Genomic DNA, 16717 nt, shown 5'->3' with positions numbered 1-16717 from the left:
GATGCTCTCGGAGTTCATTAGCAAAGAAAAATCGATCGAGGAACTTGAAGGGCACCGCTGGCCTGAGCCCACCGGCAACAGCACATCTCTGGTTCGTGGCGTTCATGAATTGAGGCGCCGAGCGGTCAAGGACCTGTCCGCAGAAGACCTACGGCGTCTGGTCGGCCAAGATATTGGCCTTCAGTGGCTTCTCCCTGTTGCCTTGGATTTTTTGCGAGCAACAGCCCCCCAGGAAGCAGAGACCGGATGGTACGACGACGACTTGCTCTCAGCAGTGCTGACAAGGAATGCCGAAACATGGAGAAATGCACCGGAACTAGCGCGTCACCTGAATGAAACAGTCAACATGCTGACTGATCTCTCACCGTATATCCGTGAAGAGGTAGAGGCCTTCCGGTCCGCTCTTTCGGACGTACTTTAGCCAGTGCTGAGGCGACCAACGTCCGGTCACGAGGACATGAGTCGGTGAGCCGGCTCCCGGGGGAGCCGGCTCGTGGGCAGCAGGGGGGTCGGCTCAGTCGCCGTCCTCGAAGTACGCGTCCAGGACCGCGTCCAGCTGCTCGTCCCACTCCTTGAAGCGGGACCGGGACGGTGCCTCGATCTCGATCGGGTACCAGCGCCGCTCCGGGGTGTGCACCGTGATCGTGTAGCGCTTGCCGAAGCGCGGGGTCTCCGACTCGACCGCGGCGATCTCGTCCCAGCCGAACTCGCAGGACTCCTCGTCCAGGCTGAGCCGGACGCCCTTGTGGTCGGCCACTATCCTGGCGCGCCGGTCGGCGGCCTCGAAGACCGGCCCGTCGGACGGCCCGTCGGACAAGGTGTCGTCGGACGAGGACGGGGTGTCCTCGGCCGGGGTTTCGGAGGCCCCGGCCTCGTCCGCCGTCGTCTGCTCGGCAGAGGCCGCGTCGGCCTCCGGCTCGGACTCCTGCTCCGGGGAGGACTTCGGCTCCGACGGCGACGCCGGACCCGTGATCCCCGGGATGAAGGCCGGGTCGAACCCGGCGCCCGTCACGGGCTCGCTCGTCACCGCTTCCGCCTTCAACGCTTCGGTGTTCAACGGATTGCTGCTCGATCCTATGCGCTGCTCCACGGCGGCAGTATGGACGACTTCCCTGTGCCGGAACCAGTCAGCCCGCGCGTCGCGTCGGCAACTTATGTCCCTCACACAAACAGGCTTACGACCCCGGCCACGGCGAAACCGGACACGGACAGCACCGACTCCAGGACGGTCCACGTCCGCAGCGTGTCGCGTTCGCTGATGCCGAAGTACTTGGCCACCATCCAGAAACCGCCGTCGTTGACGTGCGAGGCGAAGATGGAGCCCGCCGAGATGGCCATGATGACCAGGGCGGCGAAGGGCTGCGAGGTGTGGTCCTCGGCGAGCAGCGGGGCCACGATGCCCGCCGTCGTCACGATCGCCACCGTCGCCGAGCCCTGCGCCACCCGCAGCACCAGCGAGATCAGGTACGCCAGGACGATCACCGGCAGGCCCACGCCGTGGAAGGTGTCCGACAGGGCCTGGGCCACGCCGCTCGCCTTCAGCACGGCGCCGAAGACCCCGCCCGCGCCCACCACCAGCAGGATGTTGCCCACCGGCTTCAGCGACGAAGTGGACACCGTCTCCAGGGACTTGTAGGACCAGCCGCGCCGGATGCCCAGCAGGTAGTACGCCAGGAGCAGGGCCGCGGTGAGGGCGACGAAGGGGTGGCCCAGGAACTGCAGGAAGGAGCGGAACGGGGAGGGGTCCAGGGCGATCGAGGAGAAGGTGGCCGCCAGGATCAGGATCAGTGGCGTGCCGATGATGGCCAGGACGGTGGCGAGGGGCACCGGGCGTTCCTGCGCCGGCACGCCCTGGGCGCGCTGCTCGGCCAGCACCGCGCGCTTCGCCTCCTCGGCCGCCTCCACCATGTCCTGCGGTACGGCGACGAAGACCCGCTTGCCGATCCAGGCCGCGTACGCCCAGGCCGCGGCCACGGCGGGCAGTCCGCAGACGACGCCCATGAGGATGATCCAGCCGAGCTGGACGTGCAGCAGGCCGGCGGCCGCCACCGGGCCGGGGTGCGGGGGCAGGAAGGCGTGGGTCATGGACAGGCCCGCGAGGAGGGGCAGGCAGTAGAGGACGATCGATTTGCCGCCGCGCCTGGCCGCCGCGTAGACGAGCGGGGCGAGGACGAAGATGCCCACGTCGAAGAAGACCGGTATGCCGAAGATCAGGCCGGTCAGGCCCATGGCCAGCGGGGCGCGCCGCTCGCCGAAGAGGGACAGCAGGCGCTGGGCCAGCACCTGGGCGCCGCCGCTGACTTCGAGGATCGCGCCGAGCATCGTGCCGAGGCCGATGATGATCGCGATGTGGCCGAGGATGCCGCCCATGCCGGACTCGATGGTGGAGACGGCGCTCGAACTCTGGACGGTGCCGAAGAGTTCGGTGACCGACAGGCCGGACAGCAGGCCGACGGCTATGGAGACGGCGAGCAGCGCGACGAAGGGCTGCAGGCGCGCCTTGATGATCAGGAAGAGCAGCAGGGCTATGCCGAGGGCGGCGATGGTGAGGAGGCCGGGGGTGCCGTCCATGAGGAGGAGCAGTCCGCCGGTGTGCGGCGGGGTGGCGGGGGCGGGGGCTGGGGCCGCGAGCGTGAACGCCGGTGGGAAAAAGGACATTCGGGGGTCCTCTTCGTGGGGTCATGGTGCTTTCGGGCAGGGGGGAGCGCGGCACGGCGCCCCGGAGGGTGCCGTGCCGTGTGCGTCGTGCAGGGGGGTGGGGCTCAGCCGAGGACGGCGAGTGCGTCGATCTCGATCAGGAGGCCGGGCGGCAGGCCGACGTAGACCGTGGTCCGGGCGGCGGGCGGCTGGGTGAGGGCCTGGTCCTCGAAGTAGGCGTTGTAGATGTCGTTCATCTCGGCGAAGTGGTCCACGTCGGTGAGGTAGACGCGGATCATCATCACGTCGTCCCAGCTCGCGCCGCCCTCTTCGAGGATCGCCTGGACGTTGGCGAGGGTCTGGAGCGTCTGCTCGCGCAGGGTGGGGCCGGCCGGGGTCGGGGGCTTGCCCTCCTCCGCGGGCAGGAAGCCGACCTGGCCGGCGACCTGGAGGATGTTGCCCTTGCGCACGCCGTGCGAGAACTTCGCGGGCGGCGTGGTGTGGGTCTTGGGGGTGAGGGCGATCTTTTCGGTCATACGTGATCCTTACGGACGTTCTGTGATGGTTGTTCCGTGACGGGAGGTCTGCCGGAGAACTCGGCGCTGATGGCGTCCGCGGTGCGGCGGACGAGCGGGAGGAGGGCGAGCAGTTCGTCGGCGGTGACGACGACATTGGGGGCGGAGACCGACATCGCGGCGGCCACCCGGCCGTCGGCGCCGCGGATCGGCGCGGCGACGCAGTTGATGGACTCCTCGTGGCCGCCGAGGTCGGTGGCCCAGCCCTGGTCGCGGACCTTGGCCAGCTCACGGAGGAAGGCTTCGGCGTTGGGGGTGGAACGAGGGGTGTACGCGGGGTAGTCCAGCTTTTCGGCGAGGGCTCGGCGTTCGGGTTCGGGGAGATCGGCGAGGAGGAGTTTGGCGACGGCGGCGACGGTGATGGCGACGGGCTTGCCGATGCGGGAGTACATGCGGACCGGGTAGCGGCTGTCCACCTTGTCGATGTAGAGGACCTCGTGTTCCTCGTAGACGGCGAGGTGGACGGTGTGGCCGCACTGTTCGTTCAGCCGTACGAGGTGGGGGTGGGCGATCTCGCGGACGTCGAGGTTCTCCATCGCCTCCTGGGCGAGGGCGAAGAGGCGGGCGCCGAGGCGGTAGTGCTGGTCGGACTGGCGGTAGACCAGGCCGTGTTCGTGCAGGGTGCGCAGGAGGCGCAGGGCCGTGGACTTGTGGACGCCGAGCCGGTCGGCGACCTGGCCGAGGTCGGCGGGGCCTTCGGCGAGCAGCGGCAGGATGCTCAGGGCGCGGTCGACGGTCTGACTCATGTGGGATTCGCCTCCTCCGGTGCCCGCTCGGCCTGCGTCCAGCCGGGGGCGAGTCGAAGTCTCCCCCATGCCGGGGCGTCCAGGGCGACGAGGCGGTCGGCGTGGCCGCGGCCGGGCGGTGCGGCGAGGTCGGTGGGCGCGGTGAGGACCGCGGCGGCGGCGAGATGGCCGTACCTCAGCCGTTGCCGTACGGGCAGTCCGCGCAGGGTGGCGGAGAGGAAGCCCGCGGCGAAGGCGTCGCCGGCGCCGATGGTGGACACGACGTGGACGCGGGGAGCGGGTTCGAAGACGCGGTGCGTCACGGCGCCGACGGTGGCGGCCGGTTCGGGAGCGCCCGGCGTGACCGTGTCCGCATCCGCGCCGGCACCCTCCAGGGGGCCCCGGGCGAACGCCGTCGCGCCCCTCTCCCCGTCCTTCACCACCAGCACCTCCGGCTCGGGCAGCGCCTCCCTGATCGCCTCCGCGCCGCCGGTGACGCCCCAGGCCTCCTCCGCCTCGTCCGCGCCCACGAAGACGAGGTCGGCGCGCCGCGCCAGCTCCAGCAGTACCGCCGCCTCGCCCCGCTCCGGCCACAGCGCGGGACGGAAGTTCACGTCGAAGGAGATCAGGGGGCCGCCGGCGCGCGGGGCCGTCAGGTGCCACAGCAGCTCGCGGCACTGGGGCGACAACGCCGCCGTGATCCCGGACAGATGCAGCACCCGGCACGCCCGTACCGCCGCCGTGTCCACGTCGGCCACGGACATGGCGGACGCCGCCGAGCCCGCCCGGTAGTACACCACCTCGTGCGCGCCCGTGGCACGGTCCGCGCCGGTGCGGAAGTAGATGCCGGTGGGGCGGGCGGGGTCGCGGTGGACGGCGGAGACGTCGACGCCGTGGTCGGCGATCCGGGCCAGCAGATGGTCGCCGAAGCCGTCCGCGCCCACCCGGCTCACCCACCGTGTGGCGTGACCGAGAGCGGCCAACGCGCAGGCCACGTTGGACTCCGCGCCGCCGATCGCGCGGTCGAAGGACGGCACGTCCGCGAGCCGTCCCGGGCGGGTGGGCACGAAGGTGACCATGGACTCGCCGAGCGTGACGACATCCACGTACTCCACCTCGTAAGCAGCGTCGTCGATGATGGCTCCTGTCGATGTCCGGGGCGGCGGCTCCGTTGACCGGGTGTCGGCGAGATGCTAGACAGCAGGAGCACTGCATGCAATGGACGTTGCACATATTGCAACGGCAGAGAGGGGCTCGCATGGGTACCGAGGCGCTCGGCCGTCTGGCCGAGGAACGGGTCGACCACCGCTTCAAGGGGCTCCCGCCGGACGCCCACGGCCGTACCGTGCGCGAACTGGCCGCCGAGCGCCGCAATCTGTTCACCGCGGAGGGCGGGTTCACCACGCCCCTCCTCGTCCTGTCCGCCGAACGGCTCGCGCACAACCTCGCGCTCATGGAGTCCTACACGGCCCGGCACGGCCTCGCCTTCGCCCCGCACGGCAAGACCTCCATGGCGCCGCAGCTCTTCCACCGCCAGATCGAGCACGGCGCGTGGGGCATCACGCTGGCGGTGCCCCACCAGGTGCGGGTGGCCCGGGAGTTCGGGATCCAGCGGGTGTTCCTCGCCAATGAGCTGGTGGACGCCCCGGCCCTGCGCTGGATCGCGGCGGAACTCGCCGCCGACCCCGCTTTCCGCTTCGTCTGCTACGTCGACTCCGTGCGCGGGGTCGAGCTGATGGACGCCGCGCTGCGGGGTACCGCCCGTCCGGTGGACGTCGTCGTGGAGCTGGGCGCGGGCGAGGGCGCGCGGACCGGCGTGCGGTCGGCGGCGGATGCCCGGGCCGTGGCCGAGGCGGTGGGGCGCACGGACACGCTCCGGCTGGTCGGCGTGGCGGGGTACGAGGCCCAGGTGCCGGACGCCGATCCGGCGCGGGTGCGCGCATGGCTGCGTCACCTGGTGGCGCTGGCGGCCGAGTTCGACAAGGACGGGCGGTTCGCGGGCGCCGGGGAGATCGTCGTCAGTGCCGGCGGGAGCGAGTGGTTCGACGCCGTCGCCGAGGTGTTCGCCGAGGTGCCCGCGCTCTCCCTGCCCGTGCTGAAGCTGCTGCGCTCCGGCGCGTACGTCTCGCACGACGATGTGCACTACCGGCGGCTCACGCCGTTCAACCGGGTGCCCGAGGAAGGGGCGCTGGAGCCCGCCTTCCGGCTCTGGGCGCAGGTGGTCTCGCGGCCCTCGGCGACGGAGGCGTTCGTCAACGCGGGCAAGCGGGACGCCGCCTACGACCTGGATCTGCCGGTGGCGCAGGTGGTGCGCGGGGACGACGGCACCGAGCGGCCGGCCGCCGGGATCGAGGTGACCGCGCTGTCGGACCAGCACCTGTGGCTGCGCACCGGTTCCGGTGCCGACCTCCGGGTGGGCGACTGGGTCGGCTTCGGGCTGTCCCACCCGTGCACGGTCTTCGACAAGTGGCAGCTGATCCCGGTGGCCGAGGCGGACGGCACGGTGGTCGACTACATCCGCACCTGCTTCTGACCGCACACGGACCATTCGGAGGGGCCGGCATGGAGGACCTGGTCGTACGGGACGCCGAGGTGGTCGACGGCAGTGGCGGGCCGTCGTACCGGGCCGATGTGGTGGTCGACGGCGGGCGGATCGTCTCGATCGTCAAGGAGGCCGCGGCGGCCGGCTGCCAACGGCCGAGCGCGATGCGGGAGCTGGACGCGGAGGGGCTGGTCCTCTCCCCCGGCTTCATCGACATGCACGCCCACTCCGATCTCGCCCTGCTGCGCGATCCCGACCACAGTGCGAAGGTCGCGCAGGGGGTCACCCTCGAAGTGATCGGCCAGGACGGACTGTCGTACGCCCCGGTGGACGAGCGCACGCTGGAGGAGGTGCGCCGGGCGATCACCGGGTGGAACGGGTACGGCGAGGACGTCGACTTCGACTGGCGCACGGTCGGCGAGTACCTCGACCGGCTGGACCGCGGGATCGACGGGCACGGGATCGCCGTGAACGCCGCCTATCTGATCCCGCAGGGCACGGTCCGGGCGCTGGTCATGGGCTGGGAGGACCGGCCGGCGACCCCGGAGGAGCTGGCCCGGATGCGGGAGTTGGTGGCGCAGGGGCTGGAGCAGGGCGCGGTGGGGCTGTCGTCGGGGCTCACCTACACCCCGGGGATGTACGCCGATGACGCCGAGCTGACCGAGCTGTGCCGGGTCGTCGCCGGGTACGGCGGTTACTACTGCCCGCACCACCGGTCCTACGGCGCCGGCGCGCTGAAGGCCTACGCCGAGATGGTGGAGCTGGCCGGGCGCGCGGGCTGTCCGCTGCACCTGGCGCACGCGACGATGAACTTCGGGGTGAACGCGGGGCGCGCGGGCGAGCTGCTGGACCTCCTCGACCGCGCCCTGGACGCGGGCGCGGACATCACCCTGGACACCTACCCGTACACCCCGGGCTGCACCACCCTCGCCGCGCTGCTGCCGAGCTGGGCGAGCGAGGGCGGCCCGGAGCGGGTCCTGGCCCGGCTCGCCGACCCGGCGACCGCCGAGCGGATCCGGCGGGAGCTGGAGGTGACCGGCTCCGACGGCTGCCACGGGGTGCCGGTCGAGTGGGACACCATCGAGGTGTCCGGGGTGGCCGATCCCTCGCTCGGCACCCAAGTGGGCCGTACCGTGCGGGAGTTGGCCGAGGCGGGCGGCGAGGCCCCGTGGGAGGCGGCCCGCCGGCTGCTCGTCGAGGACCGGCTCGGCACGACGATCCTCCAGCACGTCGGCCACGAGGAGAACGTCCGCGCCATCATGCGCCACTGCGCCCACACCGGCGGCTCCGACGGCATCCTGCGCGGCGCGAAGCCGCACCCGCGGGCCTACGGCACCTTTCCGCGCTACCTCGGGCACTACGTACGGGAGTCGGGGGTGCTGTCGCTGGAGGAGTGCGTCGCCCATCTGACCTCGCGGCCCGCGGCCCGGCTGCGGCTGCCGGACCGGGGGCTGGTGCGCGAGGGCTACCGGGCGGACCTGGTGCTGTTCGACCCGGAGACGGTCGCGCCCGGTGCCACCTTCGCCGCGCCCCGGGCGCTGCCGACCGGCATTCCCCATGTGCTGGTCGACGGCCGCTTCGCCGTCGAGGACGGCCGGCGGACGGATGTGCTCGCGGGCCGCTCCGTCCGCCGTACGCCCGGGTGAGGCCGTTACGGCTTGGGCAGGACGCAGCCCGCCGCGCCGAGGTCGAGCTTGTTGCCCGTGGTGAAGCAGGCCGGGATCTGGTAGGTCTCCTCGGCGTAGTTGATGCCCTGGCGGACGGTGATGTTGCCGCCGGCGTCCACCTCGCACGGGTTGTTGACCGTGCAGCGCTGGCCGTCCTCGTTGCCGGTGTTGTTGACGGCTATGACCTTCCCGGTGGTGGTGTCGATCACCGGGGAGCCGGAGGTGCCGCCGATGGTGTTGCAGCTGGAGGTGTAGCGGATCGAATCCTTCCAGGTCCAGTCGCCCTCCTTCAGCCGGTAGACGAAGCCGTCGATGTTGCAGCTGTAGGTCGTCTTCCAGTAGCCGGAGACCACCTTGATGGCGGTGCCGGCGGTGGGGTGGGTGTCGCTCACGGTGAGCGCGTTGATGCCGTAGCTGCTCTTGATCTGTGCGTAGGTGCTGGTGAGGCGGTAGATCGTGACGTCCGTGTCCGTCATCGTCGAGTAGACGACCTGGTTGGCGCGCAGGGTGGCGATCTTGCTGCCGGAGGCGTTGAGCAGACCGAAGGTGCGGCTGGAGGACTGGCCGGTGATGACCTGGCCGGGATCCGGGAAGCCGGTCTCCAGGCAGTGGCCGTTGGTGAGCACCAGCGCGGGGTCGCTGTCGGCGGAGCCCGCGAAGCGGATGATCGAGCCGGAGCAGTCGCTGAGCGAGACGGTGCCCGCGAAGTTCACGGTGACGGCGGGCGACGTGACCTGGTGCGGGGCGGGCGCGGCGGTGAGCGGGGCGGCCACCGCGGGAGCCGCGCCCAGCCCGGCCAGGGCCAGGGCGGACAGCGCGGCAAGGAGAGGCTTGTTCATGTGGGGGTCCCCTCGTACGACGGGGGCGACCGGCGGGAGTGCCGGTCGCCCAATCTTTGTCATGCGCATTCTCAGCGCAGCGAGGGAACGGGAACAAGAAGCGGGATCAGGACATAGGGGTTTCCCTGTGTGACACCTGTGATCAACTCAAGGCGCGGGAACGGCACTTCACTCAGCGGAAGTGCCTGCCGTGACCGTGGTGCCGGCCGGAGGCGGACCAGGTGGGGGCGGCGGTCGCCGGCGGCTCGGAGGTGGGTGCGGGCGGGGGCGCGGCACTGCTCCCGTCGGGCGCCGGGGCGGTGGTGGCGGGGGCGGTGGTCCCGGCCGGCGCGGTCCGGGGCGCGGCCGGGGTGGATGCCGTCGGGGCGGACGCCGTCGGGACGGCGACACCGCCGGAGGCGCTGCCGGCGGCGGGGGCGGGCGCCTCCGGGGCCACGGCGTCGGCGGGCGCGCTCTGCGGGGCGCCGGCCCGCCCGCTCCCCTTGGACCGGGACGCGGCGGGGTCGTCCGAGCCGCCGGCCACGCCCGCGATCAGTGCGACGGTGCCGGCGACGCCGAGCGCTCCGGCGACGGCCGCGAGCCGGCGGCGGCCCGCCCTGCGCCGCCGCTCTTGCCGACGGCGCCCGGCACGGCCCTCACCGGGACCGGGCCCATCGGCGCCGGGCGCGTCGGCGTCGGCGATCGGGGGCAGCTCGCGGGTCTCGTCGTAAGCGTTCTGCCAGCCGTGGGCGGCGGCGGGGTCGGCGTACTCCTCGTAGGACGGAGCGGGACCCGGCCGCGGGAGGAACACGGGCAGAGGGGCGGCCCCCTCCCCGGCTCTGGGCGGCTCCGACTCGTACTCACGTTCGCTGGACACGACAGCGGATTGTAGGGAGGCAAGGGAGTACCGAGACAGCCGTAGGGGCATTCCGGGCAAATCCATGTCTCACGTGGCGGAAAACACCACCCACGAGTCATGGCCGGGCCCTAAGCTCACGCGTATGCAGGTGATCCAGTCGACCAAGCTCGCCAACGTCTGTTACGAGATCCGGGGTCCGGTTCTCGAGGAGGCCATGCGGCTTGAGGCGGCGGGCCACCGCATCCTCAAGCTCAACACCGGCAACCCGGCCGCGTTCGGTTTCGAGTGCCCCCCGGAGATCCTGGAGGACATCCTCCGCAACGTCTCCACGGCGCACGGCTACGGCGACGCCAAGGGCCTGCTGGCCGCCCGCCGCGCGGTCGTCATGCACAACCAGACCCTCGGCATCGAGACCGACGTCGAGCACGTCTTCATCGGCAACGGCGTCTCCGAGCTGATCGTGATGGCGATGCAGGGCCTGCTGGACGACGGCGACGAGGTCCTCGTACCGGCGCCGGACTACCCGCTGTGGACGGCCGCGGTCTCGCTGTCCGGCGGCACGGCGGTGCACTACCGCTGCGACGAGCAGTCCGACTGGATGCCCGACCTCGCCGACATCGAGAGCAAGGTCGGCGACCACACCAAGGCGATCGTCATCATCAACCCGAACAACCCCACGGGCGCGGTCTACGACGAGACGGTGCTCAAGGGGCTGACGGACATCGCCCGCCGGCACAATCTGCTGGTCTGCTCCGACGAGATCTACGACAAGATCCTCTACGACGGCGCCACGCACACCCCGACGGCCAAGGTCGCGCCCGACCTGCTGACGCTGACCTTCAACGGCATGTCGAAGGCGTACCGGGTGGCCGGTTACCGGGTGGGCTGGATGTCGATCTCCGGCCCGCGCGCCCACGCCGACTCCTACATCGAGGGCCTGACGATCCTGGCGAACATGCGGCTGTGCGCCAACATGCCGGGACAGCACGGCGTGGTCGCCGCGCTCGGCGGACGCCAGTCGATCCAGGACCTGGTGCTGCCCGGCGGGCGGCTGAAGGAGCAGATGGACACGGCGTACGAGCTGCTGACGCAGATCCCGGGCGTGAGCTGTGTCCGGCCGAAGGGCGCGCTCTACCTCTTCCCGCGCCTGGACCCGCAGGTCTACAAGATCCGGGACGACCGGCAGATGGTCCTCGACCTGCTGCGCCAGGAGAAGATCATGGTGGTGCAGGGCACCGGCTTCAACTGGCCCGAGCCGGACCACTTCCGGGTGGTCACCCTGCCGACCGTCGGGGATCTCAAGGACGCGGTGACCCGGATCGGGACCTTCCTGGACGGCTACGTCCAGCGGTGACCCGGGGCGACGGCGAGCCCATCGTAGTCGACGGGCTTCAGACCGTGACCCGACTCAACTTTAGACGAAATCCAAGCTAGGATGGTTTCCTGTCAGAGCACAGGAGGCCATCCCCATGTACGAACCGATCCGCACCAAGTCGGTCCACAGCACGATGGCCGGCACCCCCTCCGACTTCCCCCACCGTTCGCGCGAGGAGGAGCTGGACATCCAGCTCGCCGGGCATCTCGCCGCGCTGCTCGCGGTCACCGACGAGCTGCGGGCGCTGACGCCCTCCGCCGATCTGGACGCGGCCGCGCAGCGGCTGGCCGGTGAGGTGAGCCGGCTTCGGGGCGGTACGCCCCTGCGCGCGGCATCCGCCGCCGACGGCGACCCCGTGGCCCTGCACCGGCGGGCGCACGCCCTGGCCGGGCGGGCGCTGGTGGTCGCCGCCTCGCGCGCCGACACGGCGGCGGCGATCCTGTCCGCCGAGCGCATGGACGCCCACACGGCCGCCCTGGCCGACCCGAGGGAACTCAGCACCGCCGGCTGACCCCCACCCGGACCCCGTCGGGGGTCCCCACGACCGGCCCCGGTCCGCGTGCACCCGCAGCGACGCGCGGACCGGGCGCCTCAAACCGGGCCGTCCACCGACGCGGACACATGCGCGCACCGGGCCGGGACCCCTCGCCGTACGCCGTTGTACGGTGCGGGGCCCGGCCCGGTGCGTTGCGGTTCCGCGGCCGGCCTTCGTGACGACTGTCGCTGGTCAGGGCTAGTCGGACCGGCCGCGGAGTTCTCGGGGGCTCAGCCCAGGCGCTCGACGAGCGCGTGGTACTGGTCCCACAGCTCCTTCGGGGTGTGATCGCCGAAGGTGTCGAGGTGCTCGGGGATCAGCGCGGCCTCCTCGCGCCAGACCTCCTTGTCGACCGTGAGCAGGAAGTCCAGTTCCGCGTCGGAGAGTTCGAGACCGTCGGTGTCCAGGGCCGACTTCGCCGGCAGGATGCCGATCGGGGTCTCGACGCCCTCGGCCTTGCCGTCCAGGCGCTCCACGATCCACTTCAGGACGCGGGAGTTCTCGCCGAAGCCGGGCCAGACGAACGTGCCCTCGTCGTTCTTGCGGAACCAGTTGACGTAGTAGATCTTCGGCAGCTTGGACTGGTCCTTGTCCTTGGCCACGTCGATCCAGTGCGCCATGTAGTCGCCCATGTTGTAGCCACAGAACGGCAGCATGGCGAACGGGTCACGGCGCAGTTCGCCGACCTTGCCCTCGGCGGCGGCGGTCTTCTCGGAGGCCACGTTGGCACCCAGGAAGACGCCGTGGTTCCAGTCGAAGGACTCGGTCACCAGCGGCACCGCGCTGGCACGCCGGCCGCCGAAGAGGATCGCCGAGATCGGCACGCCCTTGGGGTCCTCCCACTCGGGCGCGATGATCGGGCACTGCGAAGCGGGCACGGTGAAGCGGGCGTTGGGGTGGGCGGCCGGGGTCCCGGAGGCCGGCGTCCAGTCGTTGCCCTTCCAGTCGGTCAGGTGGGCCGGCGCCTCCGGCGTCATGCCCTCCCACCAGACGTCGCCGTCGTCGGTGAGCGCGACGTTGGTGAAGACCGCGTTGCCCCACAGGGTCTTCATCGCGTTGGCGTTGGTGTGCTCGCCCGTGCCGGGCGCGACACCGAAGAAGCCGGCCTCGGGGTTGATCGCGTACAGACGGCCGTCCTCGCCGAAGCGCATCCAGGCGATGTCGTCGCCGATGGTCTCCACGGTCCAGCCGGAGACCGTGGGCTCCAGCATGGCGAGGTTGGTCTTGCCGCAGGCGCTCGGGAACGCGGCGGCGACGTACTTGGACTCGCCCTGCGGCGGGGTGAGCTTGAGGATCAGCATGTGCTCGGCGAGCCAGCCCTCGTCGCGCGCCATGACGGAGGCGATCCGCAGCGCGTAGCACTTCTTGCCGAGCAGGGCGTTGCCGCCGTAACCGGAGCCGTAGGACCAGATCTCGCGCGACTCGGGGAAGTGGGAGATGTACTTGGTCTGGCTGCACGGCCACGGCACGTCCGCCTGGCCCGGCTCCAGCGGGGCGCCGACGGTGTGCACGGCCTTGACGAAGAAGCCGTCGTCGCCCAGCTCGTCGAGGACGGCCTGGCCCATGCGCGTCATGGTGCGCATGGAGACGGCGACGTAGGCGGAGTCGGTGATCTCCACGCCCAGCGCGGAGAGCGGGGAGCCGAGCGGGCCCATGCAGAACGGGACGACGTACATGGTGCGGCCGCGCATCGAGCCGCGGAACAGTCCCTGCTCGCCGGTGAAGATCTCCCGCATCTCGGCGGGGGCCTTCCAGTTGTTGGTCGGGCCCGCGTCCTCCTCCTTCTCGGAGCAGATGAAGGTGCGGTCCTCGACGCGCGCGACGTCGGTCGGGTCGGAGGCGGCGTAGTAGGAGTGCGGGCGCTTGACCGGGTCGAGCTTCTTGAAGGTGCCCTTGGTCACGAGCTCCTCGGCCAGCCGCTCGTACTCGGCCTCGGAGCCGTCGCACCAGACCACGCTGTCCGGCTGCGTCAGTTCGGCGATCTCATTGACCCACGAGATCAGTTCCTGGTGGTGGGTGGGAACGCTGGTAGCCGAGTTGTCGCGCGCCACGGTTGCTCCTAAGTGAGGGATTTTGTCCTTGTTGCCCCGTGGGGGCTGCGACCCGGACGCTTCGTCGTCGCTCATCCGGTGCCGACTGCACTCATTTGATCATCCGCCTGTAGTGCCCATCTGTCCAGGGGGTCTCACAGGTGAGCGGAGTGAGGTCGACCACGGTTCCAGGGGCGTTTGCGTTTCCTTTACGTTCGGCTGGATTTCGGCTGACGGTTTTTTTGCGTCCGCCCGACCGACGGGCGCCCCTCACACCCGACTTACGGCGGCCGTGGGTAGCATGCGGCGCATGAATGCGTCCGTCCCCGACGCGCCCACGGACACGCCGGCCGGCGGCCGCGGCCCCGTGGCGCTCTCCTTGCCGCACCCGGTCAAGCCCAGGCTGCGTGGCTGGCTGCACCTCGGCATGTTCCCGGCCGTACTCATCGCGGGCCTCGTGCTCACCGCCCTCGCCGACTCGACCAGAGGCCGGGTCGCCTGCGGGATCTACGCCCTCACGGCCTGCCTGCTGTTCGGCGTCAGCGCGCTGTACCACCGGGGCAACTGGGGCCCGCGGATGGACGGCGTGCTGCGCCGCCTCGACCACGCCAACATCTTCCTGATCATCGCGGGCACGTACACCCCGCTGACCCTGCTCCTCCTGCCCGGTGCGAAGGGCCGGTGGTTGCTGTGGGGCATCTGGGCCGCGGCCGCGGCCGGGATAGTCTTCCGCGTCTTCTGGGTCGGCGCCCCGCGCTGGCTCTACACGCCCTGCTACATCGCGATGGGCTGGGCGGCCGTCTTCTTCCTGCCGGACTTCCTGCGCACCGGCGGCATAGCCGTGCTGACCCTGGTGATCGTCGGCGGTCTGCTCTACAGCGCCGGCGGGGTCGTCTACGGCATCAAGCGGCCCAACCCGTCACCGCGCTGGTTCGGCTTCCACGAGGTCTTCCACTCCTTCACCCTGGCGGCGTTCGCCGTCCACTACGTGGGCATCTCACTGGTCGCCTACCAGCACGCCTGACCCTCCCCCGCCACCGCGGCCACGGCTCCCGCGAGCCGTGGCCTTTTCCGTGCTCCGCGCCGGGCCGGGGCCGTTCCCGGCCATGGCCGCCCCCGCCGTCGATGCCGGACAATGAGCCCCATGACGGCCGCACGACCCACCAGCCCCGCCCCCCACCGCGCCCCCTCGGAAGGCGCCCGTCCCGGCCTGCGGGAACGCAAGAAGATCAAGACGCGGGAGGCGATCCGCGGGGCGACGTACGCCCTCATCGAGGAGCAGGGGTACGACGCCACGACGATCGACCAGATCGCCGACCGCGCGGAGGTGTCACCGTCGACCGTCTTCCGGTACTTCCCGACCAAGGAGGACATCGTCCTCACCGACGAGTTCGAGGCGGTCGTCCTGGAGGAGATCAGGCGGCGGCCCGCCGAGGAGCCCTGGCCCGACACCCTGCGGTACGTGCTGCGGCACGCCGTCCGGGCCGGGCTGGAGGAAGATCCCTGCGTCTCCAGGCTGCGCACCCACCTCATGGCCCAGGTGCCGGCGGTGCGCTCGCGGATGATGGAGAGCATGGCGGCGACCGGCCGCACGCTGTGCCGGGTCATCGCCGAGCGCACCGGCCACTCCTCCGACGACCTGGAGGTGCGGGTCTACGCCATGTCGCTGATCGGCGGCCTGATGGAGACCGGCGTGTACTGGGCCGAGCACGGCCACCGGGACGACCCGCGGGACCTCGTCGACCGCGCCCTCGACGTCCTGGAGCACGGCCTGCCCGGCGCCGGAAACCGCTGAGACCCGGCCCGCCGGCCGTGCGATGCTGACCAGGTGAACGGAACCGAGATCCGCGTCGAAGTCGCTCCCGAGCTGCACCTGTTCGTGCCCGCCGCCCGGCGCGCGGGCGCCACCGCGCTCGGCACCGACGGCGTCTCCACGCTCGGCCATGTCATCGAGTCCCTGGGCGTCCCGCTGACCGAGGTCGGCGCGCTGGTCGTGGACGGCCGCGAGGTGCCGGCCTCGCACATCCCGCGGGCCGGCGAGTCGGTGACCGTGCGCCCCGTCGCCCGCCCCCAGCACGTGCCCGGCGCCCCGCTCCGCTTCCTCCTCGACGTGCACCTCGGCACCCTGGCCCGCCGGCTGCGGCTGCTCGGCGTGGACACCGCGTACGAGTCCACCGACATCGGCGACCCGGCGCTGGCCGCGCGCTCGGCGGCCGAGCAGCGGGTCATGCTCAGCCGCGACCGGGGACTGCTGCGCCGCCGCGAACTGTGGGCCGGCGCGTACGTCTACAGCACCCGGCCCGACGACCAACTCCAGGACGTCCTCGACCGGTTCGCCCCCGAACTGCGCCCCTGGACCCGCTGCACCGCCTGCAACGGGCTGCTCAGACAGGCCACCAAGGAGGAGGTCGCCGCCCAGCTCAAGGGCGGCACCCAGCGGTCGTACGACGTCTTCGCCCAGTGCACCTCCTGCGGCCGCGCCTACTGGAAGGGCGCCCACCACGAACAGCTGGAGGCCGTCGTGGAGCGGGCGTTGAGCACGCGTACTCACGGCGGTTGAGTAGGCGGCCCGGTGCCGGGGGCCGGGCGGCGCGGTGGGATGGGGGCATGAACACGATGACGACGCAGCCGGTCACCCTCACCCAGCGCCAGAAGGACCGCTTCATCACCGGCTGGTCCCTCGCCGGGATCCTCCTGCTGCTGCCGATCGTCGTCCTGTCCTGGACGGTGGTGCTCTCCGGCGAGCGCGGCAGCCGGTGCCTGGAGTACGGCGAGCAGTGCTCGACCGTCCCCGGCTGGGCCCTCTACCTCGCCTTCTTCGTGGCCGTCGGCGCCGGCCTCACGGCCCTGGTCTGGCCCAGGGGCACGGCGACGTACGCCAGGGCCACGACCGTCTTCCTCCAGTGGGGCGCACAGCTCGTCCTCGGCGCGATGATCCTCGACGGCGCCTGACG

At 71.3% G+C, this 16717-nt stretch carries 17 protein-coding genes; 9 read left to right on the top strand and 8 right to left on the bottom strand.

What is annotated here, in order from left to right:
- Nucleotide 1: 1 nt before the first annotated feature.
- Nucleotides 2-421, top strand: a complete 420-nt coding sequence (locus ACSP97_RS22595) for a contact-dependent growth inhibition system immunity protein (protein ID WP_440553981.1) — start codon at nt 2-4, stop codon at nt 419-421.
- Nucleotides 422-514: 93 nt separating this feature from the next.
- Here the strand turns inward: ACSP97_RS22595 and ACSP97_RS22590 are convergent, their stop codons facing one another.
- From ACSP97_RS22590 to ACSP97_RS22570, 5 genes are all read right to left on the bottom strand, one after another.
- The gene (locus tag ACSP97_RS22590) at nt 515-1090 is read right to left on the bottom strand and encodes a hypothetical protein (protein ID WP_440553979.1); all 576 of its coding nucleotides are present in this window, start codon (nt 1088-1090) and stop codon (nt 515-517) included.
- 71 nt (nt 1091-1161) lie between these two features.
- Nucleotides 1162-2658 carry a GntP family permease gene (locus ACSP97_RS22585; protein ID WP_391869740.1) on the bottom strand — a complete coding sequence of 499 codons (1497 nt, stop codon included), beginning with the start codon at nt 2656-2658 and terminating at the stop codon, nt 1162-1164.
- A 104-nt stretch (nt 2659-2762) separates the two neighbouring features.
- Nucleotides 2763-3173: a RidA family protein gene (locus ACSP97_RS22580; RefSeq protein WP_355531958.1), complete on the bottom strand. Its 411-nt coding sequence runs from the start codon at nt 3171-3173 to the stop codon at nt 2763-2765.
- A complete protein-coding gene (locus ACSP97_RS22575; RefSeq protein WP_355145827.1) occupies nt 3170-3958 on the bottom strand; it encodes an IclR family transcriptional regulator in 789 nt (262 codons plus the stop codon). The genes ACSP97_RS22580 and ACSP97_RS22575 overlap by 4 nt, the downstream gene beginning before the upstream one ends.
- Complete coding sequence (locus tag ACSP97_RS22570) at nt 3955-5016, bottom strand: sugar kinase (RefSeq protein ID WP_440558468.1); 1062 nt, start codon at nt 5014-5016, stop codon at nt 3955-3957. The genes ACSP97_RS22575 and ACSP97_RS22570 overlap by 4 nt, the downstream gene beginning before the upstream one ends.
- Before the next feature lie 179 nt (nt 5017-5195).
- Between ACSP97_RS22570 and ACSP97_RS22565 the strand changes: the two genes are divergently transcribed.
- Together ACSP97_RS22565 and ACSP97_RS22560 are read left to right on the top strand one after the other, a co-directional pair.
- Nucleotides 5196-6470: an amino acid deaminase gene (locus ACSP97_RS22565; protein WP_440553976.1), complete on the top strand. Its 1275-nt coding sequence runs from the start codon at nt 5196-5198 to the stop codon at nt 6468-6470.
- A gap of 29 nt (nt 6471-6499) precedes the next feature.
- Nucleotides 6500-8125 carry an N-acyl-D-amino-acid deacylase family protein gene (locus ACSP97_RS22560; RefSeq protein ID WP_440553974.1) on the top strand — a complete coding sequence of 542 codons (1626 nt, stop codon included), beginning with the start codon at nt 6500-6502 and terminating at the stop codon, nt 8123-8125.
- A gap of 5 nt (nt 8126-8130) precedes the next feature.
- Here the strand turns inward: ACSP97_RS22560 and ACSP97_RS22555 are convergent, their stop codons facing one another.
- The gene (locus tag ACSP97_RS22555) at nt 8131-8985 is read right to left on the bottom strand and encodes a trypsin-like serine peptidase (protein WP_355531950.1); all 855 of its coding nucleotides are present in this window, start codon (nt 8983-8985) and stop codon (nt 8131-8133) included.
- Between the two features lie 172 nt (nt 8986-9157).
- A complete protein-coding gene (locus ACSP97_RS22550) occupies nt 9158-9841 on the bottom strand; it encodes a hypothetical protein (RefSeq protein WP_440553972.1) in 684 nt (227 codons plus the stop codon).
- 124 nt (nt 9842-9965) lie between these two features.
- Here ACSP97_RS22550 and ACSP97_RS22545 point away from each other — a divergent pair, with 124 nt between their 5' ends.
- The gene (locus ACSP97_RS22545; RefSeq protein WP_440553970.1) at nt 9966-11177 is read left to right on the top strand and encodes a pyridoxal phosphate-dependent aminotransferase; all 1212 of its coding nucleotides are present in this window, start codon (nt 9966-9968) and stop codon (nt 11175-11177) included.
- A gap of 115 nt (nt 11178-11292) precedes the next feature.
- Complete coding sequence (locus ACSP97_RS22540) at nt 11293-11709, top strand: SCO4983 family protein (RefSeq protein ID WP_355324109.1); 417 nt, start codon at nt 11293-11295, stop codon at nt 11707-11709.
- Nucleotides 11710-11963: 254 nt separating this feature from the next.
- Here the strand turns inward: ACSP97_RS22540 and ACSP97_RS22535 are convergent, their stop codons facing one another.
- Nucleotides 11964-13784 carry a phosphoenolpyruvate carboxykinase (GTP) gene (locus ACSP97_RS22535; protein WP_355324112.1) on the bottom strand — a complete coding sequence of 607 codons (1821 nt, stop codon included), beginning with the start codon at nt 13782-13784 and terminating at the stop codon, nt 11964-11966.
- A gap of 289 nt (nt 13785-14073) precedes the next feature.
- Here ACSP97_RS22535 and trhA point away from each other — a divergent pair, with 289 nt between their 5' ends.
- From trhA to ACSP97_RS22515, 4 genes are all read left to right on the top strand, one after another.
- On the top strand, nt 14074-14787 hold the full coding sequence (gene trhA, locus ACSP97_RS22530; RefSeq protein WP_440553968.1) for a PAQR family membrane homeostasis protein TrhA: 714 nt from the start codon (nt 14074-14076) through the stop codon (nt 14785-14787).
- Nucleotides 14788-14907: 120 nt separating this feature from the next.
- Nucleotides 14908-15558 carry a TetR/AcrR family transcriptional regulator gene (locus tag ACSP97_RS22525; RefSeq protein WP_358301182.1) on the top strand — a complete coding sequence of 217 codons (651 nt, stop codon included), beginning with the start codon at nt 14908-14910 and terminating at the stop codon, nt 15556-15558.
- A 33-nt stretch (nt 15559-15591) separates the two neighbouring features.
- On the top strand, nt 15592-16323 hold the full coding sequence (locus ACSP97_RS22520; RefSeq protein WP_440553965.1) for a Mut7-C RNAse domain-containing protein: 732 nt from the start codon (nt 15592-15594) through the stop codon (nt 16321-16323).
- Between the two features lie 47 nt (nt 16324-16370).
- A complete protein-coding gene (locus ACSP97_RS22515) occupies nt 16371-16715 on the top strand; it encodes a hypothetical protein (RefSeq protein WP_355145803.1) in 345 nt (114 codons plus the stop codon).
- Nucleotides 16716-16717: the final 2 nt, after the last annotated feature.

This window comes from Streptomyces sp. SCPE 10, assembly GCF_051980735.1.
In the GTDB taxonomy this organism is placed as follows: domain Bacteria; phylum Actinomycetota; class Actinomycetes; order Streptomycetales; family Streptomycetaceae; genus Streptomyces; species Streptomyces misionensis.
This window is presented reverse-complemented; position numbering and strand designations above follow the sequence as displayed.